The organism is Nonomuraea sp. NPDC049637 (assembly GCF_040675235.1).
Taxonomy (GTDB): domain Bacteria; phylum Actinomycetota; class Actinomycetes; order Streptosporangiales; family Streptosporangiaceae; genus Nonomuraea.
Map to the genome: position 1 here is coordinate 56,168 of NZ_JBFAOM010000022.1, position 22,019 is coordinate 78,186.

20 protein-coding genes are annotated in these 22,019 nt (G+C 71.3%); 18 read left to right on the forward strand and 2 right to left on the reverse strand.

Going from position 1 to position 22,019, the window contains the following annotated elements:
* Positions 1-21: 21 nt before the first annotated feature.
* From AB0J71_RS28075 to AB0J71_RS28160, 18 genes are all read left to right on the forward strand, one after another.
* Positions 22-564, forward strand: a complete 543-nt coding sequence (locus tag AB0J71_RS28075; protein WP_352322557.1) for a hypothetical protein — start codon at positions 22-24, stop codon at positions 562-564.
* A gap of 79 nt (positions 565-643) precedes the next feature.
* Entirely contained in the window at positions 644-1,648 is a 1,005-nt protein-coding gene (locus AB0J71_RS28080; RefSeq protein WP_364416795.1) for a DUF3048 domain-containing protein, read from the forward strand.
* A 111-nt stretch (positions 1,649-1,759) separates the two neighbouring features.
* A complete protein-coding gene (gene pdxS / locus AB0J71_RS28085) occupies positions 1,760-2,677 on the forward strand; it encodes a pyridoxal 5'-phosphate synthase lyase subunit PdxS (RefSeq protein WP_352322555.1) in 918 nt (305 codons plus the stop codon).
* 191 nt (positions 2,678-2,868) lie between these two features.
* Entirely contained in the window at positions 2,869-4,551 is a 1,683-nt protein-coding gene (locus AB0J71_RS28090; protein ID WP_352322554.1) for an alkaline phosphatase D family protein, read from the forward strand.
* A gap of 87 nt (positions 4,552-4,638) precedes the next feature.
* A complete protein-coding gene (locus tag AB0J71_RS28095; protein WP_364416797.1) occupies positions 4,639-5,073 on the forward strand; it encodes a MarR family transcriptional regulator in 435 nt (144 codons plus the stop codon).
* A gap of 9 nt (positions 5,074-5,082) precedes the next feature.
* A complete protein-coding gene (locus AB0J71_RS28100) occupies positions 5,083-6,279 on the forward strand; it encodes an MFS transporter (RefSeq protein WP_364416798.1) in 1,197 nt (398 codons plus the stop codon).
* 47 nt (positions 6,280-6,326) lie between these two features.
* On the forward strand, positions 6,327-6,950 hold the full coding sequence (gene pdxT, locus AB0J71_RS28105; protein ID WP_352322551.1) for a pyridoxal 5'-phosphate synthase glutaminase subunit PdxT: 624 nt from the start codon (positions 6,327-6,329) through the stop codon (positions 6,948-6,950).
* A gap of 3 nt (positions 6,951-6,953) precedes the next feature.
* The gene (locus tag AB0J71_RS28110) at positions 6,954-7,703 is read left to right on the forward strand and encodes a YebC/PmpR family DNA-binding transcriptional regulator (RefSeq protein ID WP_352322550.1); all 750 of its coding nucleotides are present in this window, start codon (positions 6,954-6,956) and stop codon (positions 7,701-7,703) included.
* 167 nt (positions 7,704-7,870) lie between these two features.
* Positions 7,871-9,526 carry a sugar ABC transporter permease gene (locus AB0J71_RS28115; RefSeq protein WP_364416800.1) on the forward strand — a complete coding sequence of 552 codons (1,656 nt, stop codon included), beginning with the start codon at positions 7,871-7,873 and terminating at the stop codon, positions 9,524-9,526.
* A gap of 11 nt (positions 9,527-9,537) precedes the next feature.
* Positions 9,538-10,689 (forward strand): GNAT family N-acetyltransferase, encoded by a 1,152-nt coding sequence (locus AB0J71_RS28120; RefSeq protein WP_364416803.1) that lies wholly within the window; start codon positions 9,538-9,540, stop codon positions 10,687-10,689.
* Positions 10,690-10,794: 105 nt separating this feature from the next.
* Positions 10,795-11,316, forward strand: a complete 522-nt coding sequence (gene ruvC, locus AB0J71_RS28125) for a crossover junction endodeoxyribonuclease RuvC (protein WP_364416805.1) — start codon at positions 10,795-10,797, stop codon at positions 11,314-11,316.
* 77 nt (positions 11,317-11,393) lie between these two features.
* The gene (ruvA, locus tag AB0J71_RS28130; RefSeq protein ID WP_352322546.1) at positions 11,394-12,014 is read left to right on the forward strand and encodes a Holliday junction branch migration protein RuvA; all 621 of its coding nucleotides are present in this window, start codon (positions 11,394-11,396) and stop codon (positions 12,012-12,014) included.
* A gap of 48 nt (positions 12,015-12,062) precedes the next feature.
* Positions 12,063-13,094, forward strand: a complete 1,032-nt coding sequence (gene ruvB, locus AB0J71_RS28135) for a Holliday junction branch migration DNA helicase RuvB (RefSeq protein WP_352322545.1) — start codon at positions 12,063-12,065, stop codon at positions 13,092-13,094.
* A 218-nt stretch (positions 13,095-13,312) separates the two neighbouring features.
* Entirely contained in the window at positions 13,313-13,693 is a 381-nt protein-coding gene (gene yajC, locus AB0J71_RS28140) for a preprotein translocase subunit YajC (RefSeq protein ID WP_352322544.1), read from the forward strand.
* A 91-nt stretch (positions 13,694-13,784) separates the two neighbouring features.
* Entirely contained in the window at positions 13,785-15,527 is a 1,743-nt protein-coding gene (gene secD, locus AB0J71_RS28145) for a protein translocase subunit SecD (RefSeq protein WP_364416864.1), read from the forward strand.
* 1 nt (position 15,528) lies between these two features.
* Complete coding sequence (gene secF, locus AB0J71_RS28150) at positions 15,529-16,518, forward strand: protein translocase subunit SecF (RefSeq protein WP_364390129.1); 990 nt, start codon at positions 15,529-15,531, stop codon at positions 16,516-16,518.
* A gap of 231 nt (positions 16,519-16,749) precedes the next feature.
* Positions 16,750-17,268 (forward strand): adenine phosphoribosyltransferase, encoded by a 519-nt coding sequence (locus AB0J71_RS28155; RefSeq protein WP_352330551.1) that lies wholly within the window; start codon positions 16,750-16,752, stop codon positions 17,266-17,268.
* A gap of 172 nt (positions 17,269-17,440) precedes the next feature.
* Positions 17,441-19,630: a bifunctional (p)ppGpp synthetase/guanosine-3',5'-bis(diphosphate) 3'-pyrophosphohydrolase gene (locus tag AB0J71_RS28160; RefSeq protein WP_352330550.1), complete on the forward strand. Its 2,190-nt coding sequence runs from the start codon at positions 17,441-17,443 to the stop codon at positions 19,628-19,630.
* A 19-nt stretch (positions 19,631-19,649) separates the two neighbouring features.
* Here AB0J71_RS28160 and AB0J71_RS28165 read toward each other — a convergent pair whose 3' ends face one another.
* Both AB0J71_RS28165 and AB0J71_RS28170 read right to left on the reverse strand, forming a co-directional pair.
* Complete coding sequence (locus tag AB0J71_RS28165; RefSeq protein ID WP_364390131.1) at positions 19,650-20,738, reverse strand: cupin domain-containing protein; 1,089 nt, start codon at positions 20,736-20,738, stop codon at positions 19,650-19,652.
* Positions 20,739-20,778: 40 nt separating this feature from the next.
* Positions 20,779-22,008: a DUF349 domain-containing protein gene (locus AB0J71_RS28170; protein WP_352330189.1), complete on the reverse strand. Its 1,230-nt coding sequence runs from the start codon at positions 22,006-22,008 to the stop codon at positions 20,779-20,781.
* Positions 22,009-22,019: the final 11 nt, after the last annotated feature.

Sequence of the window (22,019 nt, forward strand, 5' to 3'; positions counted from 1 at the left end):
GAGCTCCTGTAGGGAACCGCTGTGACATCCACCATGATCGTGCTGATCGTGGGCATCGTCGTCGTGCTCACGGCCGTCTACATCTCCTGGCGGGCGGGCCGGCTCGACCGCCTGCACATCCGGCTCGAACTGGCCCGCGAGGCGCTGGACGCCGCGCTCATGCGGCGCCGGGCCGTGGTGCTCGAACTGGCCGGCTCGCGCCTGCTCGACCCCGCGACCTCGCTGGTGCTGGCCGCCGCCGCCCACGAGGCCAGGATCGCCGGCCCCGAGGAGCGCGAGCACGCCGAGAGCGACCTGTCGCGGGCCCTGCGGGCCGCGGCCGACCAGGAGCGCTTCAGGGAGAAGCTGGCCGAGGCGCCCGGTGGCGGCGACCTGCTGGAGGAGCTCGACGCGGCGGTGGCCAAGGTCGTCTATTCGCGCCGTTTCTACAACAACGCGGTCGGGGTCACCCGTACGGCGCAGCGGCGCTGGCTGGCCAGGACGTTGCGATTGGCCGGTCACACCGAGTTCCCGGAATTCTTCGAGATCGATGACAATCCGCCCGCAACTATGTCGCCTGAATGACCAAATGTGGGGAGGCCGGTAAGCTCTTCCCGATTTCTGGGCAAAGGCGAGGAGTTGTTGCAAGGTGCGGCTATCCCGGATGATCTCGGTGACTCTGGCAGGGGCGGCCGTGCTCGGGCCCGTCGCGGCCTGCTCGTCCGACGAGCCTCCCGCGTCCGGCAAGGCGCCGCAGGCGGCCACCGCCGCCCCCTCCGAGGAGCCCACCGAGAAGGCCGAGGGCCACCCGTTCACCGGGCAGCCCTACGAGGAGCTCAAGCCGGTGCTCGCGGTGAAGATCGAGAACACCGCCGCGGGCAAGCCGCAGCTCGGGCTCAAGAGCGCGGACGTCGTCTACGTCGAGCAGGTCGAGGCCGGCCTGACCCGGCTCATGGCGATCTTCTCCTCGAAGATCCCGGCCAAGGTGGGCCCGGTGCGCAGCGCCCGCATCTCCGACCTGCACATCGTCCCGCAGTTCGGCAAGCCGGCGTTCGCCTACTCCGGCGCGCAGACCAAGATGTTGCCGTTCATCGCCAAGGCCCCGCTGTACGACGTCGGCGACACCCGCAACCCCGGCGCCTACTTCCGCCAGCCGGGCCGCTACGCCCCCTACAACCTGTTCGCCAACACCAGGAAGCTGCTGTCGGGCGCCCCCAAGGCCACCGAGGCCAAGGACATCGGCTTCACCTTCGGCGACGCGCCCGCCGAGGGCGGCGTGGACAAGAAGTCGTACACCGTCAGGTGGCCCGCGGCGCGCTTCACCTTCGCCTGGTCGGAGGCCAAGAAGCAGTGGCTGATCTGGCAGGACGGCAAGAAGGACATGGCGGCCGAGGGCGGCCAGCTCGGCGCGCCCACGATCGTCGTGCAGTACACCAAGACCGAGCGCTCGCAGTTCCACGACTTCCACCAGAGCTACACCCCGCTCGTGCACACCACCGGCAAGGGCAAGGCCGTCGTGCTGCGCGACGGCAAAGCCTACGCGGCCAACTGGGAACGGGAATCGGAGGAGACCGGTACGACGTTCACCACTGAGAGCGGCGAGCCGATGAACTTCGCCCCCGGCCAGGTCTGGATCGCGCTCGCCAGCCGCAAGCCCGTCACCCCTTGATGACCGTTCTGTATAAGTTGAGCGGCAAATCCTGACATCGTGGCATGTCGGGGGAGGGGTCCATCAGGACCTACGATGGGTTTGATAACTTACCGTCCGCCCTGAGAGCCCGTGAGGAAGACCGTGTCCAGCACGCCTGAAAGCACCCCCGTCACCGGAACGGCCCGTGTCAAGCGCGGCATGGCCGAGATGCTCAAGGGTGGCGTCATCATGGACGTCGTCACCCCCGAGCAGGCCAAGATCGCTGAGGATGCCGGCGCCGTCGCCGTCATGGCCCTTGAGCGTGTGCCCGCCGACATCCGCGCCCAGGGCGGCGTGTCCAGGATGAGCGACCCCGACATGATCGACGGCATCATCGCCGCCGTGTCGATCCCCGTCATGGCCAAGGCCCGCATCGGCCACTTCGTCGAGGCCAAGGTCCTGCAGTCGCTCGGCGTCGACTACGTCGACGAGTCCGAGGTGCTCACCCCCGCCGACTACGCCAACCACATCGACAAGTGGCAGTTCACCGTGCCCTTCGTCTGTGGCGCCACCAACCTGGGCGAGGCCCTGCGCCGCATCACCGAGGGCGCGGCCATGATCCGCTCCAAGGGCGAGGCCGGCACCGGCGACGTCTCCAACGCCGTCACCCACATGCGCACGATCCGCGCCGAGATCAGGCGCCTCACCACGCTGGCCGAGGACGAGCTCTACGTGGCCGCCAAGGAGCTGCAGGCGCCCTACGAGCTGGTCGCCGAGGTCGCCAGGAACGGCAAGCTGCCGGTCGTGCTGTTCACCGCGGGCGGCATCGCCACCCCGGCCGACGCCGCCATGATGATGCAGCTCGGCGCCGAGGGCGTGTTCGTCGGCTCGGGCATCTTCAAGTCCGGCGACCCGGCCAAGCGCGCCGCGGCCATCGTCAAGGCCACCACGTTCTACGACGACGCCGACGTCGTCGCCAAGGTCTCGCGCGGTCTCGGCGAGGCCATGGTCGGCATCAACGTCGACGAGATCCCGCAGCCGCACCGGCTGGCCGAGCGCGGCTGGTGAACCGGCGCGTCGCCGCAGGCCGGCGGCCCGCCGGAGGTCCATGATCGTCATGTGACGATGAAAAGCTTCGTAAGAGGCGGCATTCGCGAAGGATGTCGCCTCTTTCGTGTTGTCCGCGGTTCACCGGCCTGTCATGAGACTCGGTCAGGCTACGGGCGTCCCTCATCCTTGATCGTCCCGAGGAGCGCACCGTGTCCCAGCTGAACCGACGGCATTTCCTGGTCACCGGCCTGGCGGCGGGCGCCGCCGCGGCGATCCCCGCCACGGCGGCGAGCGCCGAGCCGGACCCCGCCGCAGAGACCGTGCAGGCACTGGCCTCGCGCGGGCTGTCCACCGACCCGTTCACGCTCGGCGTGGCCTGCGGCGACCCCGACCACGAGGGGTTCGTGCTGTGGACCAGGCTGGCCCAGCAGCCGCTGGCCGAGGACGGCTTCGGCGGCATGCCGCAGCGCCCGTTCCCGGTGCAGTGGCAGGTCTACGCCGACGAGCGCGGGCGCCGCGTCGTCCGGTCGGGGGTGGCCGTCGCCGTGCCGGAGTGGGGGCACAGCGTGCACGTCGAGGTCGACCGGCTGAGCTCGGACCGGGACTACTGGTACCGCTTCCGCGTCGGCCCGTACGTCTCGCCCATGGGACGGGCGCGCACGGCCCCGCACCCGCTGTCCTACGGCGGCGCGCTGTCGATGGCCTTCGTCTCCTGCGCCCAGTACGAGCACGGCTGGTTCACCTCCTACCGCAGGCTGGCCGAGGAGCACCCGGACCTGGTCCTGCACCTGGGCGACTACCAGTACGAGTACACCAAGGACACCTACACCATCCCGGGCGGCAACGTCCGTGACCACGAGGGCCCCGAGACCGAGACCCTGGCCGGCTACCGCCAGCGGCACGCCCAGTACAAGGCCGACCCGGACCTGCAGGCCGCGCACGCCGCCGCGCCCTGGCTGGTCGTCTGGGACGACCACGAGCTGGACAACAACTGGGCCGACGAGGTGCCGGAGAAGCCGGAGGTGCCCCAGCCGGACTTCCCGGCCCGCCGCGCCGCGGCCTTCCGCGCCTACTACGAGAACATGCCGCTGCGCCGCACGTCGATCCCGCGCGGCATCGACATGCAGCTCTATCGGCGGATCCGGTGGGGCAGGATGGCCACCTTCCACATGATGGACACCCGCCAGTACCGCGACGACCAGGGCTGCGGCGACGGCTACCGCGACTGCCCGGCCGCGCTGGACCCGGCGCGCTCGATCACCGGCGCCGAGCAGGAGCAGTGGCTGATCGAGGGCTTCCACCGCTCGCGCGCCCAGTGGGACATCCTGGGCCAGCAGGTGTTCTTCGCCCAGCGCGACAACAACGCCGGCCCCGCCAAGATCACCTCGATGGACGCCTGGGACGGCTACGTCGCCTCCCGCCGGCGCATCACCCAGGGCTGGGTGGACGCCGGGGTCCGCAACCCGGTGGTGCTGACCGGCGACGTGCACGCCCACTGGGCCAGCGACCTCAAGCTCGACTACGACGACCCGACCGGGCCCACCGTGGGCTCGGAACTCGTGGCCACCTCCATCACCACGGGCGGCGACGGCGCGGACTCCGACCCGGCGACGCATCCGTACCTGACGATCAACCCGCATCTGAAGTTCTACAACAACCAGCGCGGATACGTGCTGACGAAGATCGAGCGCGACCTGCTCACGGCCGACTTCAAGGTCGTGCCGCAGGTGCGCGAGCCTGGGGCGCAGGCGTACACGCGGGCGACGTTCGTGGTGGAGGACCGGGTGCCGGGGGTGCGGCAGACGTACCTGCGGCCGCTGGACCCGGCGATCGGCGCCAGGAAGCAGGTGACGGTGGAGGACACCGTCCGGCTGGAGACCGAACGCCCGTAGCCCTGAGGCAGGCGGCGTCCCCGGGGGCTGGGACGCCGCCTTTTCTTCGCCCGGAATATTAGCCAGGCTAAGTTAGTTGGGCTAAGTATGAGGGACGATCCCACCCGGATGGCCGAGCAGGTCTCCAAGGTGCTGCGCCACCTGGTCCTGCTGCTGCGGCGCTCCAGCGCCGGCCAGCCCGTCACCACCCAGCAGTACGCCGTGCTCGGCTCGCTCGAGGACGGCCCGCGCCGGATGACCGAGCTGGCCGAGGAGCACGCCGTCCAGCTGCCGACCATGACCGTGCAGATCAACCGGCTGGAGTACGCGGGCCTGGTGGCGCGCGGCTCCGACCCGGCCGACGCCCGCGTCAGGACGGTCGAGCTCACCGGCGAGGGCCGCCACCGGCTGCACGCCGTGCGCCGGGCCAGGATCGCCCGCCTCGCCCAGGACCTGGCCGCGCTCACCGACGACGAGCGCGACGTGCTCGCGGCGGCCCTGCCCGTCCTGGCCAAGCTCGGCATCGACAGAACCACCCAGTAAGGGGACACCATGCACACCGGCGGCGGAATCCTGCGCCAGCCGATGTCCGTCTGGGCCACCGCGTTCGCCGCGGTCGTGGCCTTCATGGGCATCGGCCTCGTCGACCCCATCCTGCCCTCCATCGCCCAAGGACTGCACGCCACGCCCAGCCAGGTGTCCCTGCTGTTCACCAGCTACTTCCTGGTCACCGCCGTGGCCATGCTGATCACCGGCTGGGTCTCCAGCCGCATCGGCGGCAAGCGCACGCTGCTGGCCGGGCTGGCGCTGGTCGTGGTGTTCGCCGCGCTGGCCGGCACCTCCGGCAGCGTCGCCGAGCTCGTCGGCTTCCGCGCCGGCTGGGGCCTCGGCAATGCCCTGTTCGTGGCCACCGCGCTGGCCGTCATCGTCGGCGCGGCCAGCGGCGGCGCGGAGTCGGCCATCATCCTGTACGAGGCCGCGCTCGGTCTCGGCATCTCGGCCGGCCCCCTGGTCGGCGCGCTGCTCGGCGACTGGAACTGGCGGGCGCCGTTCTTCGGCACCGCCACGCTGATGGCCGCCGGTTTCGTGCTGATCGCCACCCTGCTCAGGACGGGGCCGAAGCCCGCGGTAAAGACCGGGCTCAGCGCCCCCATCCGGGCCCTGGCCCACGGCGGGCTGTCCACGACCGCCTTCACCGCCCTGTTCTACAACTTCGCGTTCTTCACGATCCTCGCCTTCACCCCGTTCATCCTGCACATGTCGCCGTACGGCATCGGCGCGGTGTTCTTCGGCTGGGGCGTCTGCGTGGCGCTGGCCTCGGTGTTCGGCGCGCCGCCGCTGCAGCGCAGGATCGGCTCGGTGAACGTGCTGCACCTGGCCCTGGGCCTGCTCGCGCTCTTCCAGGTCGGCATCGCCGTGTCAGGGACGGCCGGGGCGCACGCCGGGATCATCGTGTTCACCGTCCTGTCCGGCATCCCGATCGGGCTGAACAACACCGTCTTCACCGAGTCGGCCATGGAGGTCTCCGACGCCCCGAGGCCCGTCGCCTCGGCCGGGTACAACTTCGTGCGCTGGATGGGCGGCGCGCTGGCGCCGTTCGTCGCGACCAAGCTCGGCGAGGAGATCGGCATCGCCGTCCCCTACGTCGTCGGCGCCGTCTGCTGCGCGATCGGCATGGCCTTCCTGTACGCCCGCCGCCACCACCTGAGCGCCCTGGCCCGCGTGGACGCCGTCCAGGCCGCCGCCTGACCCTGCTTTTACGCCAGAGTGCTCTGGTAGGAAGATGCCGGGCCATCATGGTGTTGAATTGTCGGAAACCGGACCTTAACGGAAGGATCGCTGTGCCCACGATCGGTGTACTCGCTCTCCAGGGAGACGTGCGCGAGCATGCGCGCATGCTCCAGGAGGCCGGCGCCTCGGCCGTCGCCGTGCGCCGCCCGGCCGAGCTCGACGCGGTCGACGGCCTGGTGATCCCCGGCGGCGAGTCGACCACCATGTGGAAGCTCGCCGACACCTTCGACATGCTGGACCCGCTGCGGATGCGGATCAAGGAGGGCCTGCCCGCCTACGGCTCGTGCGCCGGCATGATCATGCTGGCCGACCGCATCGAGGACGGCATCGAGGGCCAGCAGACCATCGGCGGCATCGACATGGTGGTCAGGCGCAACGCCTTCGGCCGTCAGGTGGACTCGTTCGAGTCGGACCTGGACTTCGCGGGCGAACGCGTACACGCTGTGTTCATCCGTGCTCCGTGGGTGGAATCGGTCGGCGCTGACGTTCAGGTGCTGGGCACGGCCGAGCCTGGGGATAGGATCGTCGCGGTCCGTCAAGGGCCGTTGCTCGCGACCTCGTTCCACCCCGAGCTGACCGGGGACACTCGCGTGCACCGTTACTTCGTAGACATGGTGAGGGAGCTCTAGGTAATGTCCGGCCACTCCAAATGGGCGACGACGAAGCACAAGAAGGCCGCGCTCGACGCCAAGCGCGGCAAGCTGTTCGCGAAGCTCATCAAGAACATCGAGGTGGCGGCACGGACCGGTGGCCCTGACCCGGACGCCAACCCCACGCTCTTCGACGCCATCTTCAAGGCCAAGAAGAACTCCGTGCCCAACGACAACATCGAGCGGGCGCGCAAGCGCGGCGGCGGCCTGGAGGCCGGCGGCGCCGACTGGCAGACCATCATGTACGAGGGCTACGCGCCCGGCGGCGTCGCGGTGCTCATCGAGTGCCTCACCGACAACCGCAACCGCGCCGCCTCCGAGGTCCGCGTCGCGCTGACCCGCAACGGCGGCTCGCTGGCCGACCCGGGCTCGGTGTCGTACATGTTCAACCGCAAGGGCGTCGTGATCGTGCCCAAGAACGGCCTCGACGAGGACACCGTCCTGATGGCCGTGCTCGACGCGGGCGCCGAAGAGGTCAACGACATGGGCGACTCCTTCGAGGTCGTCTCCGAGGCCGGCGACCTCGTGCCGGTCCGCAAGGCGCTCCAGGAGGCCGGCATCGACTACGACTCGGCCGAGTCGAGCTTCCTGCCGACGATGAGCGTGCCGCTCGACGAGGAGGGCGCCAAGAAGGTGTTCCGCCTGATCGACGCGCTGGAGGACAGCGACGACGTCCAGAACGTCTACGCCAACTTCGACGTCTCCGACGACGTCCTGGCCGCGCTCGACTGATCCCGCGCCACCGAGGGCCCGGGGGCGCCCCCCGGGCCTTTGCTCTTTCCCGGGGCCGGTTTCCGCCTGTGACCTGGCACTTGCCGGGCTCGCGGGTGTTCGACACCAAATGCCCGCCCGGCCGTTACGCGTGCGATCGCGCCCGGACGCGGCTAGGGTCGGGCGACGTGAATTCCCCCATCCCACCGACCCCGGTCCCCGCGCCCCCGGCCGCCCGGCCCGCCCCGTCCTACCGCGCGCTGGGCTGGCTGCTGGCCGTGCCCGCCCTGCTCGGCACCCTGATCACGCTGGTCCTGCCGACGGTCCAGACGATCGTGCTCAGCCTGCACAGCGGCGGCGTGCTGCAGCCGAGCAGGTTCGTGGGCCTGGACAACTACGGCAAGGTGCTGGGCGGCGAGGAGTTCTGGCGGGCGCTGGGCTTCACGCTCTCGCTGACCGTCGGGCCGCTGCTGGTGGCCGTGGTCGTCGGGCCGCTGCTCGCGCTGGCGCTCGACCGGGGCGGCGCCCCGCTGCGGCGCGCGGGCCTGGCCGTGCTGTCGCTGGCGATCGTCACGTTCTCGCCGATCGGCGTGGCGGCGGCCTGGCTGCGGGGGACCTCGCCCGACGGTCCGGGCATCGCCACGCTGGCCGAGGGACTGCGCGACCCCGCCACGGCCCCGGGGACGCTGCGGCTCGTCGTCGTGGCCGCCACCTTTGGAGTGGTGTGCGCGCTGGCGCTGACGGCGTTCCTGCCCGCGCTGCGCGGCGGCACCGCCGGGCGCGCCACGGCCGTGGTGGCGGTGCTGGTGGCGCTGGCGACCGTCGCCGTGGGGGCGCAGGCGTTCACGATCGGCATGGCGCTCACCCGGGGCGGCCCTGAGCGCGCCACACAGACCCTGGCGGGCCTTCAGTACGACTACGCCTTCAGGATGGCCCAGTTCGGCCCTGGGGCGGCCGTCGCGGCTCTGACGGGCGTACTTCTCGGCGTGCTCGGCATCGTCGCCGTGGTCGTCGCCGTGGCCGCCCGCCTCCGCGTCACCGTGCTCCCGAAGCGGGCTCGGGGTGGAGCGTTCCCCGACTCGCCGGGCGGGCGGGCGGGGGCCGGGGGCGGCGTCGTCGGCGGTGTCGTGGCGCTGGTGCTGGTGGTGGTCGTCGGGGTGGTCTGCGCCTGGCCGTGGATCGCCGGCGTGCTCGCGGGCGGCGACGGCGCGGCCTCCGGCGGGTTGCGCGCACAGGTCAACACCTGGGTCCCCGCCGTGGCCGGCGCGCTGGTGTCGGTCGGCGTCGCCTACCTGGCCGCCCTGGGCATCGGCGGCCTGCGTCCCCTGGGCGCGCGCAGCGAGTGGCTGCTGCTGCCGTTCGCCCCCTGGCTGTTCGTCGGCACCGGCCCCCTCGGCGTGGCCGACTGGCAGAACATGCGCAACCTGCGCCTCGTGGACACCTTCTTCGCCCTGTTCCCGCCGCTGCTGGTCAGCGTCCCGGCGCTGCTGGTGCTGACGCTGCTGTGCAAGGGGCTGGCCGAGCGGAACGACAGGGACTTCTTCGGCGGCGTCCTGCTGCCGTCCCTGCCCATGGCGGGCGTGCTGGCCGGCGCCGTCACGCTGGTCAACGCCCAGGACGTGCTCTGGCCGCTGCTCGTGGCCCAGAGCCCGGAGCTGTTCACCGTGCCCGTCGCGCAGATGGGCCGGCTCGGCGGCCTCCACGGCGTCCCCGACGCCGGCGCGAGCACCCCGCTGCTCGTCGTCGCGGTCGCGCTGGCCGCCGTCGTGGCCGCCCAGCTGCGGTACCTCGACCGGCTCGCCGTCAGCGTAAACGGATCGCGACCCGCCCGTACCAGCCCGTAGGTTGAGTGGTTGTGGAAATTCGCGATCTCACCCCCGACGACCTCGACGACGTTCTCGACCTGCGTAAACGCTCCTTCGGCCCGATCTCCGGCGCGGAGGCCGAGCGGTGGCGCCACACCGTGACGCCCACCCTCGGCGAGGGCCGCTACCTGGGCGCGTTCGAGGACGGCAGGCTCGCCGCCTCGGCCCGGCTGCGCCGCTTCACCCAGTGGTGGTACGGCCGTCCGCAGGCCATGGCCGGCGTCGCGGGGGTCACCGTCAACCCGGAGGACCGCGGCCACGGCGTCGGCACCGCCATCATGCGCGCCGTCATCGACCGCGCCGCCGCCCACGGCGACGCCGTCTCGGCGCTCTACCCGGCCACCACGCCCCTGTACCGCTCGCTCGGCTACGAGCACGCCGGAGCCCGGCACATGATCACGCTGCCCGCCGAGTCGCTGCGCCGCATCAGGCCGTCCGGCGAGGTCAAGCTGCGCAGGATGGGCCCCGGCGACGCCGCCGAGGTCGTCTCCCTGCTCCACCGCGCGCACGAGGCGGCCCGCTCCAGCGGCCCCGTCGCCTGGGACGAGAACGCCTGGCGCGTCTGGCTGTCCAACGAGGACGACTTCCTCTACCTGGCCCCCGACGGCTACCTCGTCTACCGCTGGAACGGCGACGACATGCACGTCGAGAACCTGGTCGCCGGTTCGGGGGAGACGTCCAGGGCGTTGTGGTCGATGGTGGGCAGCTCGTCGTCCATCGCCAGGAAGGTCACCGCGCCGGTCGCCCCCGACGACCCGGTGCTGTGGCTGCTCGGCGAGCGCTCCACCGACCACGTCACGCAGGTGCGCTGGATGTTCCGGGTGCTCGACGTGGCCGCGGCCGTGGAGCGCAGGGGCTTCCCAGCCGCCGTCACGGGCGGTGCCGTGGTCTCCGTGGACGACCCGCTGCGCGGCGGCGGCTGCTTCCGGCTGGAGTTCTCCGGCGGCTCAGGCACGGCCGTCCCGGCCGCCCCGGCCGACGGCGGGGCCGCGGCGCTGAGCGTGGGCGGCTTCTCCGCCCTGTACGCGGGCGTGCCCACCGCGACGCTGCGCAGGACCGGCCTGATGTCCGGCGACGACCGTCACGACGAGCTGCTCGACACGGCCTTCGCCGCCAAGCCGTACATGCTCGACTACTTCTGACCGGCCCGCCCGCCGTTCGCGGCGGGCGATTCACGGTGCGCGGCCAGCTCAGCCGGGGTAGAGTCTCGTGCCGAACAGATGTTCGGCGGCGCGGGAGGCGAACCGGTGCGGGTGATGGGCGTCGATCCGGGGCTGACCCGGTGCGGCCTGGGCGCGGTCGAGGGCCGGCCGGGCGCGCCGCTGTCGCTGGTGGCCGTCGGGGTGGTGCGCACGGGCGCCGGCGAGGAGCTCGGCACCCGGCTGGTCGGTATCGAGGCCGGCATCGAGCGGTGGCTCGACGAGGTCCGTCCCGACGCCGTGGCCGTGGAGCGCGTCTTCGCCCAGCACAACGTCCGCACGGTCATGGGCACCGCGCAGGCGGCCGGGATCGCCGTGCTGTGCGCGGCGCGGCGCGGGCTGCCCGTCGCGCTGCACACGCCCTCGGAGGTCAAGGCCGCCGTCACCGGCAGCGGCACGGCCGACAAGAAGCAGGTCGGCACGATGATCACCCGACTGCTGCGGCTGGCCGAGATGCCCAAGCCGGCCGACGCCGCCGACGCGCTGGCCCTGGCCATCTGCCACATCTGGCGCGGCGGCGCCCAGCACCGGCTGGCCGAGGCCATGGCCCGCGCCGGCAAGGGGCGCTGACCCGTGCGAAGAGCGCGGCCTGACCGTTTCATGGAGTTCGTGGGGTTCGTGGGGTTCATGGAGAAGGAGATCGAGTCGTGATCGCGTCGGTGGCGGGCAGGGTGGCGTCGATCGCGCCCGACGGAGCCGTGATCGAGGTCGGGGGCGTCGGCATCCTCGCCCACTGCACCCCAGGCACGCTGGCCACGCTGCGCGTGGGCGAGCAGGCCAGGCTGGCCACCTCGCTGGTGGTGCGCGAGGAGTCGCTGACCCTCTACGGCTTCGCCGGCGACGACGAGCGGGCCGTCTTCGAGATGCTCCAGACGGCCAGCGGCGTCGGCCCCAAGCTGGCGCTGGCGATGCTCGCCGTCCACACGCCCAACGCGCTGCGGGTGGCCGTGGCCGCCGCCGACCTCAAGGCGCTCACGCGGGTGCCGGGCATCGGGCAGAAGGGCGCCCAGCGCATCGTGCTGGAGCTGAAGGACCGGCTCGGCACCCCCGAGGAGGCCGTCAACGCGGCGATCGGCGGGGAGCGGCGCGCCGCCCTGTGGCGCGAGCAGGTGCATTCCGGCCTGGTGGGCCTGGGCTATTCGAGCAAAGACGCCGACGAGGCCGTGGCCGGGGTCGCGCCCGAGGCCGAGGCCGACCTCGCCGCCGGACGTCAGCCGCAGGTGGCCGCGCTGCTGAAGGCCGCGCTCCGGTCCCTCAGCGTACGATGATCATGAAGTCCGAGACGACGCCCCGGCGCGCGGGAAGGAGCGGTGGCCATGGACTATGAGCGCGAGCTGGTCTCCGCCGACGCCGGCGGCGACGAGCTGCAGATCGAGGCGGCGCTGCGGCCCAAGCGGCTGGCCGAGTTCATCGGCCAGGGCCGGGTGCGCGAGCAGCTCTCCCTGGTGCTGGAGAGCGCCATGCGCCGGCAGCGTCCGCCCGACCACGTGCTGATGAGCGGGTCGCCGGGCCTGGGCAAGACCACCCTGGCCATGATCATCGCGGCCGAGCTCAACATGCCGCTCCGCATCACCTCGGGCCCCGCCCTGGAGCGGGCCGGCGACCTCGCCGCCATCCTGTCCACGCTGACGGAGGGCGAGGTGCTGTTCATCGACGAGATCCACCGCATGGCCAGGCCCGCCGAGGAGATGCTCTACCTGGCGATGGAGGACTTCCGGGTCGACATCGTCGTGGGCAAGGGGCCGGGCGCGACCGCGATCCCGCTCGACATCGCGCCGTTCACGCTGGTCGGCGCCACCACGCGGGCCGGGCTGCTGCCGGCGCCGTTGCGCGACCGGTTCGGGTTCACCGCCCACATGGACTTCTACGAGGTCGGCGAGCTGGAGCAGGTGCTCCACCGGTCGGCGCGGCTGCTCGGCGTCGTCCTGCCCGAGGAGGGCGCCCACGAGATCGCCCGGCGGTCGCGCGGCACGCCCCGCATCGCCAACCGGCTGCTGCGCCGCGTCCGCGACTTCGCCGACGTGCGCGCCGACGGCGTGATCGACCGGGACATTGCCTCGGCTGCGCTCAATCTTTACGAAGTCGACGCCGAAGGGCTCGACCGGCTCGACCGGGCGGTGCTCGGGGTGCTGCTGCGCAAGTTCGGCGGCGGCCCCGTCGGTCTCTCCACGCTCGCCGTGGCCGTGGGGGAGGAGCCCGAGACCGTCGAGGTGGTGGCCGAGCCGTTCCTGGTCCGGCAGGGGCTGCTGGCCAGGACCCCGCGCGGCCGGGTCGCGACCGCTTCCGCCTGGACACACCTGGGTATGACACCGCCGCCGGACGCGTTCGGGGCCGCCGTTGCACCGTGATCACGAAACGGTTGCAACCATTTCAAATCGGGAACTTCCCCGCGCGCCGAATCGCTGCCTCGTTGCCGCGTTTCATAACAACCGCCTACACTCCGTGCCTTGGCTGGCTGTGTAGGCTGACGGGCTGAGCGGCGCGGCCCGAGAGCTACGCAACGGAATTTCCGGCGCGAGGCCGGTGTCAAATTCTTGAACGACTATGGAAGGTCGCCCCTATGGACATGGGACAACTCGGAAGCATCCTGCCGCTGATCCTTCTGGTGGTGGTGTTCTACTTCCTGCTGATCCGTCCGCAGCGCAAGCGCCAGCAGGAAGCGCAGCAGATGCAGAACTCCTTGACCCCGGGCGCCCGCGTCATGACCACGACCGGCCTGTTCGCCACGGTCGTCGCGGTGGACAACGAGGACGTCGTGCTGGAGGTCGCGCCCGGCATCGAGACGCGCTGGGTCAAGGCGGCCATCGGCCGTGTGGTCCAGCCCGGTGACACTCCGGTGGTGGCCGACGAGCCGGTCGCGACCGACCTCGCCGACGGTGACGCCAAGGACTCCGACGCGACCGTCGAGCCCAACGGCGATCAGGGCTCCAGCAGCAAGCAGTCCTGACTAAGCTCTGCGACAAACCCCTATCTGAGAGAATCGACGACCAGTGGCCCGACCGACCAGCCGCCACAGCCGACCAGGGCGCACGCTCTTGGTGCTGCTGGCGCTCATCCTCGCCCTGGGCGGGACGATGTTCCTGCAGAAGGCGTTCACGCCCAAGCTGGGACTCGACCTCGCCGGCGGAACGACGGTGACGTTGTCACCCGTGACCCAGTCCGGTCAGTCTCCGCCTGAAGAGATCCTCGACCGCGCGGTCAACATCATCCGCGACCGGGTCAACGGCACCGGCATCTCCGACGCGGAGGTCGCCAAGTCCGGCGACAACATCATCATCTCCATCCCGGGCGTCGGACAGAGCGAGGCCATCAAGCTGGTCGCCACCACGGCGGAGCTGCGTTTCCGCCAGGTGCTCGCCATGGAGGCCACGCAGGTCCCGCAGAACCTGACCACCGAGGCGCCCACGCCGGGCGCCTCGCCGTCCGCCAAGCCGTCCTCGACCGCCAGGCCGTCGGGCAAGCCGTCCGGCACGCAGTCGGCGACCACGCCGAGCGCGTCCCCGACGGGCAAGGCGCTGTCGTCCGCGCTGACCGCGCCGACGCCGGGCGCCACGCCCGAGGCCACGCAGACCGGCCGCGACCAGACGGCCCAGAACGGCCAGAAGCAGAACACCAAGGGCAGGAACGCCACGCCGACGCCGTCGCCGAGCACGCCGCCCACGCAGCCGAGCCAGGACCCCAACGCCGGCATCAACACGCAGGGCATCGACCCCGCGGTGCTGCAGCAGTTCCACAAGCTCGACTGCACCGACCCCAAGAACCGCGGCCAGGGCGTCCAGGACGACCCGAACAAGCAGTACGCGGCCTGCGAGACCGACGGCAGCTACAAGTACGTCCTCGACGTCGCCAAGGTCGTCGGCACCGACATCGACACCGCCTCGGCCGGCGTGCGCCAGGGCACCGTGGAGTGGATCGTCCAGCTCGACTTCAAGAGCAAGGGCGCGGGCGAGTGGAGCAAGCTCACCACCACCGCCTACAACGCCCAGGAGCCGCGCAACAAGGTGGCGGTCGTCCTCGACGGCGTGGTCATCACGGCCCCGAACATCATCAGCCCGATCCCCGGCGGCCGCGCCGAGATCACCGGCGGCTTCGACCAGGTCAGCGCCACCAACCTGGCCGACCAGCTCAAGTACGGCGCCCTCCCGCTGAAGTTCCAGCGCAGCTCGATCGACACCGTGTCGTCGACGCTCGGCGCCGACCAGCTCGAAGGCGGCCTGATCGCGGGCATCATCGGCCTCGGCCTGGTGGTCGTCTACTCGCTGCTGTACTACCGCGGCCTCGGCATCGTCGCGGTGCTGAGCCTCGTCGTGGCCTCGATCCTGACGTACACGGCGGTGGTCGTGCTCGGCCACAACGCCGGCTTCCGGCTCTCGCTGCCGCACATCATCGGCCTGGTGGTCTCCATCGGCATCACCGCCGACTCCTTCATCGTGTATTTCGAACGCATACGTGATGAGATGAAGGAAGGTCGGCGGACGCTTCGCGCGGCCGTCGAGGTGGCCTGGGTCCGTGCCCGGCGCACGATCCTGATCGCCGACGCCGTCATGTTCATCGCCGCCATCGTGCTGTACTTCCTGGCGGTGGGCGGTGTGGCCGGGTTCGCCTTCGCGATGGGCCTGACCACGCTGATCGACATCGTGGTGGTGTTCCTGTTCACCAAGCCGTTCATCGCCCTGCTGGCGAGGCTGAAGTTCTTCGCCAAGGGGCACCCGCTGTCCGGCCTCGACGCAGAGCGCATGAGCACCGAGCCGGCCGCCACGACCACTCCGCAGGAGGCCTGAGATGGGACTGGGGCGTCGCCTCTACCGCGGCGAGATCGATGTCGACTTCGTCGGCAAGTGGAGGCTCTGGTACAGCCTGTCCGGCCTGCTGCTGGCGGTCTCCCTGGCCGGCATCCTGTTCAACGGGCTCAACCTGGGCGTCGAGTTCAAGGGCGGAACGGTCTTCACGTTCCCGGCCACCAGCGGCACCGTCGAGGAGGTCCGCGAGGACTTCCGCACCCAGGGCGCCCACCAGGTGATCGTGCAGCGGGCCCGCGACAACTGGCGGGTCACCACCGAGACCCTGACGGAGTCGACGCTCAACCAGATGCAGACGACGATCGCCAAGGAGTACAAGGTCCCGGTCAAGGACGTCAGCGTCCAGTCGATCGGCGCCTCCTGGGGCGGTGAGGTCTCCCAGAAGGCCTGGATCGGCCTGGGCGTCTTCATGCTCGCGATCATCCTGTACCTGTCGATGGCGTTCGAGCCGAAGATGGCGTTGTCGGCGATCGTCGCGCTCATCCACGACCTCGTCATCACCGCCGGCGTCTACGCCTGGTCGGGCTTCGAGGTCACGCCGGCGACGCTGCTGGGCTTCCTGACCATCCTGGGTTACTCGCTCTACGACGCGGTCGTGGTGTTCGACATGATCAAGGAGGTCACGGCCAAGCTGGGCACGACCTCCAAGATGACGTACTCGATGGCGGCCAACAACGCGCTCAACCACACGCTGATCCGGTCGCTGAACACCTCGCTGGTCGCGATCCTGCCGGTGGCGGCCATCCTGTTCATCGGCACCACGCTGCTCGGCGCGGGCACGCTGAAGGACCTGTCGCTGGCCCTGTTCGTCGGCATGATCGTCGGCACCTACTCGTCCCTGTGCGTGGCCACGCCGATGCTGGTGACGCTCAAGGAGCGGGAGCCGAAGTACCAGGCCATCGCGCGCCGGCTCGCCTCCACCTCCGGCAAGGGGGCGAAGGGTTCCAAAAGCGCAGCCGTAGCGAAGGGCTGAGCCCCGTCCGTGGCTCGTCCCGGCGCCCCCGTCCGTCAGGGCGGGGGCGCCGCCGCGTTCAGGGGGGGCCGTGCGGCGCCGGAGGGGGCTGAGGGGCACCCGGGGCGGGACCTGTCACCGGCGGGCGTGTGAGGCCGCTCAGAGGCCGTCCGGGACGTACGGCGGTCCGAGGAGGGCCCGGAGTAGGCCATCATGGAGCGCGGCACCCACGAGGAAGGCGATGGAAGCACGATGAGCGAGCTCAGCCAGTTGATCCTGGACCGGATCAGGGACGTCCCCGACTATCCCCAGCCCGGCGTGCTGTTCAAGGACATCACCCCGCTGCTCGGCGACCCCGTCGCGATGGCGGCCGTGGTGGACGAGCTGGCCGGCCTCACCCAGGTGGACAAGATCGTCGGCATCGAGGCCAGGGGATTCATCCTGGCGGCGCCGGTGGCCTACCGGGCGGCGGCCGGGTTCGTCCCGGTGCGCAAGAAGGGCAAGCTGCCGGCCGCGACGCTGGAGGAGTCCTACGACCTGGAGTACGGCTCGGCCACCATCGAGGTGCACCGCGACGCCTTCGCGCCCGGCGACCGGGTGCTCATCGTCGACGACGTGCTGGCGACCGGCGGCACGGCCAGGGCGACCATCGAGCTCGTCGAGCGGGCGGGCGCGCACGTCGTCGGCCTCGCGGTGCTGATGGAGCTGGCTTTTCTCAAGGGACGCGAGCGTCTGCCGGCCGTCGACCTGCACTCCCTGGTGATCGTCTGAGACGGCCCGAGCGAGTCCGGGTTCACAGCCTGGATACACTGGGGGGATCTGGACTCGAACGTGAGGAGTCTGAGTGCCCCGTGATGTGGTCGCGCCCGACGTAACCGACGCTGGTAATGCCGACGCGCCCGGCGTTCCTGCGGTGCGTCGACGGCGGTTTGGGGGTGGGGCCATGAATCCGGTGCTGGAGCCGCTGTTCCGCACGGTCCGGGCCACCCATCCCAAGGCCGATCTGCGCCTGATCGAACGCGCCTACGACATGGCCGCCTACCACCACCGCGACCAGAAGCGGAAGTCGGGCGACCCCTACATCACCCACCCGCTCGCCGTGGCGACGATCCTGGCCGAGCTGGGCACCGACGACGAGACGTTGTGCGCCGCGCTGCTGCACGACACCGTCGAGGACACCGCCTACAGCCTCGACGAGCTGCGCGCCGACTTCGGCGACACGATCGGCTCGCTGGTCGACGGCGTCACCAAGCTCGACAAGGTCAAGTTCGGCGACGCGGCGCAGGCCGAGACGGTGCGCAAGATGGTCGTGGCGATGTCGCGCGACATCCGCGTGCTGATCATCAAGCTCGCCGACCGGCTCCACAACATGCGCACCATGCGCTACCTGCCCGAGCACAAGCGCCACCAGAAGTCCCGCGAGACGCTGGAGATCTTCGCGCCGCTGGCCCACCGGCTCGGCATGAACACGATCAAGTGGGAGCTGGAGGACCTCGCGTTCGCCATGCTCTACCCCAAGCGCTACGACGAGATCGCGCGCATGGTCTCCGAGCGCGCGCCGCGGCGCGACCTGTTCCTGCAGGAGGTCATCGAGAAGGTCTCCGGCGACCTGCGCGAGGCCAAGATCCGCGCGGTGGTCAAGGGCCGGCCCAAGCACTACTACTCCGTCTACCAGAAGATGATCGCCCGCGACGTCGCCTTCGACGACATCTACGACCTGGTGGGCATCCGGGTCCTGGTCGACAGCGTGCGCGACTGCTACGCGGCGCTGGGCACGATCCACGCGCGCTGGAACCCGGTCCCCGGCCGGTTCAAGGACTACATCGCGATGCCCAAGTTCAACATGTACCAGTCGCTGCACACCACGGTGATCGGCCCCGAGGGCAAGCCGGTCGAGCTGCAGATCCGCACCCACGCGATGCACCACAGGGCCGAGTACGGCGTGGCCGCCCACTGGAAGTACAAGGAGGAGGTCGGCGCGCCGGGGCCCACCGGCAAGGTCAAGCCGGGCAGCGACATGGCCTGGCTGCGCCAGCTCCTCGACTGGCAGAAGGAGACCTCCGACCCGGGCGAGTTCCTGGAGTCGCTGCGCTTCGACCTGTCGGTCTCCGAGGTCTACGTGTTCACCCCGAAGGGCCAGGTCATCGCCCTGCCCGAGGGCGGCACGCCGGTCGACTTCGCCTACGCCGTCCACACCGAGGTCGGCCATCGCTGCATCGGCGCGCGCGTCAACGGGCGGCTGGTGCCGCTGGAGTCGCGGCTCGGCAACGGCGACACGGTCGAGATCTTCACCTCCAAGTCGCCCGACGCCGGGCCGTCGCGCGACTGGCTGAAGTTCGTCAAGTCCGGCCGGGCCCGCAACAAGATCCGGCAGTGGTTCTCCAAGGAGCGCCGCGAGACCGCGATCGAGGCGGGCAAGGAGGCCATCGGCCGCGCCATGCGCAAGCAGGGCCTGCCGCTGCAGCGCCTGATGTCCGGCGAGGCGCTGCTGGCGCTCGCCCGCGACCTGCGCTATCCCGACGTCTCGGCGCTGTATGCGGCCGTGGGGGAGGGGCACATCGCCGCGCAGGCGGTCGTGCAGAAGCTCGTGGCCTCGATCGGCGGCGTGGAGAGCGCCGAGGAGGACATCGCCGAGACGTCCCTGCCGACCCGGCTGCGCGGCCGTCCGCGCGGCGGCGGCGCGGGTGTGGTCGTGGCGGGCGACGCCGACGTGTGGGTGCGCCTGTCCAAGTGCTGCACGCCGGTGCCCGGCGACGAGATCGTCGGCTTCGTCACCCGCGGCCACGGCGTGTCCGTGCACCGCGCCGACTGCACCAACGTCCAGCAGCTCAGGGAGCAGCCCGACCGGCTGGTCGAGGTGAGCTGGTCGCCCGGCGACGACAGCGTGTTCCTGGTGGCCATCCAGGTCGAGGCCCTCGACCGGCCGCGCCTGCTGTCCGACGTCACGCGCACCCTGTCCGACCAGCACGTCAACATCCTCAGCGCGTCCGTGACGACCTCGCGCGACCGGGTGGCGATCAGCAAGTTCACCTTCGAGATGGGCGACCCGAAGCACCTGGGCCACGTGCTCAAGGCGGTGCGCAGCATCCAGGGCGTCTTCGACGTCTACCGGGTGAGCGGCGCCGGCAGCTGAGCGGCCGGCCGGTGGCGGTTCAGCCCTTCAGGTCCGGCAGGTTGACCACGATCGCCTCCTGCGTGCTGCGCGCGATCACCACGACGGCCTCCCGTTCGGGGTCGGGGTTCTCCTCGCGGTGCGGGGTGTAGGGCGGCACGTAGACGTAGTCGCCGGGGGCCGCCTCGATGCGCCGCTCGCGGCCGTCCTGGAGGAAGACGAAGCGCGGCGTGCCGCTGACGACGTAGATGGCGGTCTCGGAGGCGCCGTGATGGTGGTCGGAGGAGCGGGTGGCGGGCGCGACGTGCGTCTGGCCCATCCACAGGGCCGAGGAACCGGCCGTGGCCCCGCTGACGGCGGCCAGCCTGCGCATCCCCGCGCTCTGGGCCGTGTCGCCCGACAGCGCGTCTGAGGCGATGTGACGCAGCGGAAGGTGGAACGGGTCGCCCTCGGCCCGGTAGCCCTCCCACAGACGCCCTCCGGCCCGTTCCAGGACGCCTGAGGCCACCGAGGTCAGCAGTGCCGGGTCGGAATGGGCCGCCAGCAGCTCGTCGGCCAGCGCCGGGTCGTGCCCGCGCAGCTCGCGCAGCAGCCACTTGCCGTTGCCGCGCCACCGGCCGCCCACGTCGAGGGCCAGCCTGGCGGTCTCCTGGACCACCTGCCAGCGGATGAACAGCTGCTCGCCGGGGTCGGTCGCGCCGGCCAGGTCGTCGAGCAGGTCGGACAGGGCGTACCGGGCCTGGTCGGCGCGGGCGGCGGCCAGGCCGCCGGGACCGGCGGCCAGCCGGTCGCCGAGCGCCGCCTGAAGGTCGCTGGCCCGGCCGCCGGTGCGGTCGACCAGCACCGCGCCGTCGGCGCACATGCGGGCCACGCCCGGCTTGCGCTCGGCCAGGTCGCGGTCGACGTAGGCGTCGAGGCTGGTCTCGCTGTGGACGTACAGCTCGACGGGCCAGCCGTGCCAGCGCAGGGACTCGCGGTAGGGCACGGCCAGCCCGTCGAGCACCACCACGACGTCGAGGTCGGAGGTGCTGGTGCGGCGCTCGGTGAGCACGCTGCCGCCGACGAAGGCGTACAGGGCGCCGGGGAACAGCTCGTCGACGAGGGCGCGCGCGACGCTGACGGGGTCCATGCCGTCAGCGTAGGACCCCGGCCGCCTTCCGAAGATCGGTTCAGCTGAACTCGGTCAGCGTGCGCTCGGCCTCCTCCAGCCACGAACGGCGGGCGACCAGCGCCTCCTCGGCCTCCTTGACGTCCTTGGCCCGGCCGGCGGCCTGCGCCTTGGCCAGCCGCTTCTCCAGCTGCTCGATGGAGGCGCGCAGCTGGTCGACCGTGCTCTGGGCGCGGGCCCTCGCCTCGGGGTTGGACCGCTTCCACTCGGCGTCCTCGGCCTTGCGCACGGCCTCGTCGATCTTGCGAAGCCCGCCTTCGAGCCGGTCGCGCTGCTCGCGCGGCACCGGTCCGGCGGCCTCCCAGCGCTCCAGGACGTGCCGCAGCGCCGCCCTGGCCGTGCGCGCGTCGGTGACGGGGAGGATCTTCTCGGCCTCGGCCAGCAGCTCCTCCTTGACCTCGGCGTTGGCCGCCAGCGAGGCGTCGCGCTCGGCGAAGACCGCCGAACGGGCCTGGAAGAACTGGTCCTGGGCGGCCTTGAAGCGGCCCCACAGCTCGTCCTCGGCCTCGCGCGAGGCGCGCCCGGCGGTCTTCCACTGCTGCATCAGCTCGCGGTAGATCGCCGCGGTCGTGCCCCAGTCGGTGGAGCCGGCCAGGGCCTCGGCCTCGGCGACGATGCGCTCCTTGGCCGCGCGCACGCCCTCGCGCTGCTCGTCCAGGCCCGCGAAGTACTGCTTGCGGCGCTTGGCGAAGGCCGTACGGGCCGCCGACAGGCGCTTCCACAGCGCGGCCTCGGTGACCCGGTCGATCCGGTCGGCGGCCTTCCACTCCTCGACGAGCTGGCGCAGCCGTTCGCCGCCTGTCTTCCAGTGGGTGGTCTCGTCGGCGATGCGCTCGGCCTCGTCGACGATGCGCTCCTTGACCACCCTGGCCTCGGCGCGCGCCTGGTCGCGGGCGGCCTTGACCTCCTCGCGGCGATGCCCGACCAGCTCGGTCAGGCCGTCGAGGCGGGCCGTCAGCGCGGCCAGGTCGCCCACGGCGTGGGCGTCGGCGACGGCCTCGCGCAGCTTGGCGATGCTCGCCTCGGCCTGCGCGGGCGCCAGGTCGGTGCCCTTGACCCGCTGTTCGAGGAGCTGCACCTGGCCGGACAGCTCGTCGTACTTGCGATGGAAGTAGGCCAGTGCCTCTTCGGGTTCACCGGCCTGCCAGGAGCCGACGGCCCGCTCTCCCTCAGCCGTACGCACGTAGACGGTGCCGTCGTCGTCTACCCGGCCCCACGGGTCGGTGCTCACCGTGTCCTCCC

Excerpts from the sequence above, each read along its gene's own strand:
- AB0J71_RS28080 (WP_364416795.1), top strand. The coding sequence starts at position 644 with ATGATCTCGGTGACTCTGGCAGGGGCGGCCGTGCTCGGGCCCGTCGCG.
- AB0J71_RS28095 (WP_364416797.1), top strand. The coding sequence starts at position 4,639 with ATGAGGGACGATCCCACCCGGATGGCCGAGCAGGTCTCCAAGGTGCTG.
- AB0J71_RS28100 (WP_364416798.1), top strand. The coding sequence starts at position 5,083 with ATGCACACCGGCGGCGGAATCCTGCGCCAGCCGATGTCCGTCTGGGCC.
- pdxT (WP_352322551.1), top strand. The coding sequence starts at position 6,327 with ATGGTGTTGAATTGTCGGAAACCGGACCTTAACGGAAGGATCGCTGTG.
- AB0J71_RS28110 (WP_352322550.1), top strand. The coding sequence starts at position 6,954 with ATGTCCGGCCACTCCAAATGGGCGACGACGAAGCACAAGAAGGCCGCG.
- ruvB (WP_352322545.1), top strand. The coding sequence starts at position 12,063 with ATGGACTATGAGCGCGAGCTGGTCTCCGCCGACGCCGGCGGCGACGAG.
- yajC (WP_352322544.1), top strand. The coding sequence starts at position 13,313 with ATGGGACAACTCGGAAGCATCCTGCCGCTGATCCTTCTGGTGGTGGTG.
- secF (WP_364390129.1), top strand. The coding sequence starts at position 15,529 with ATGGGACTGGGGCGTCGCCTCTACCGCGGCGAGATCGATGTCGACTTC.
- AB0J71_RS28155 (WP_352330551.1), top strand. The coding sequence starts at position 16,750 with ATGAGCGAGCTCAGCCAGTTGATCCTGGACCGGATCAGGGACGTCCCC.
- AB0J71_RS28160 (WP_352330550.1), top strand. The coding sequence starts at position 17,441 with ATGAATCCGGTGCTGGAGCCGCTGTTCCGCACGGTCCGGGCCACCCAT.
- AB0J71_RS28165 (WP_364390131.1), bottom strand. The coding sequence starts at position 20,738 with ATGGACCCCGTCAGCGTCGCGCGCGCCCTCGTCGACGAGCTGTTCCCC.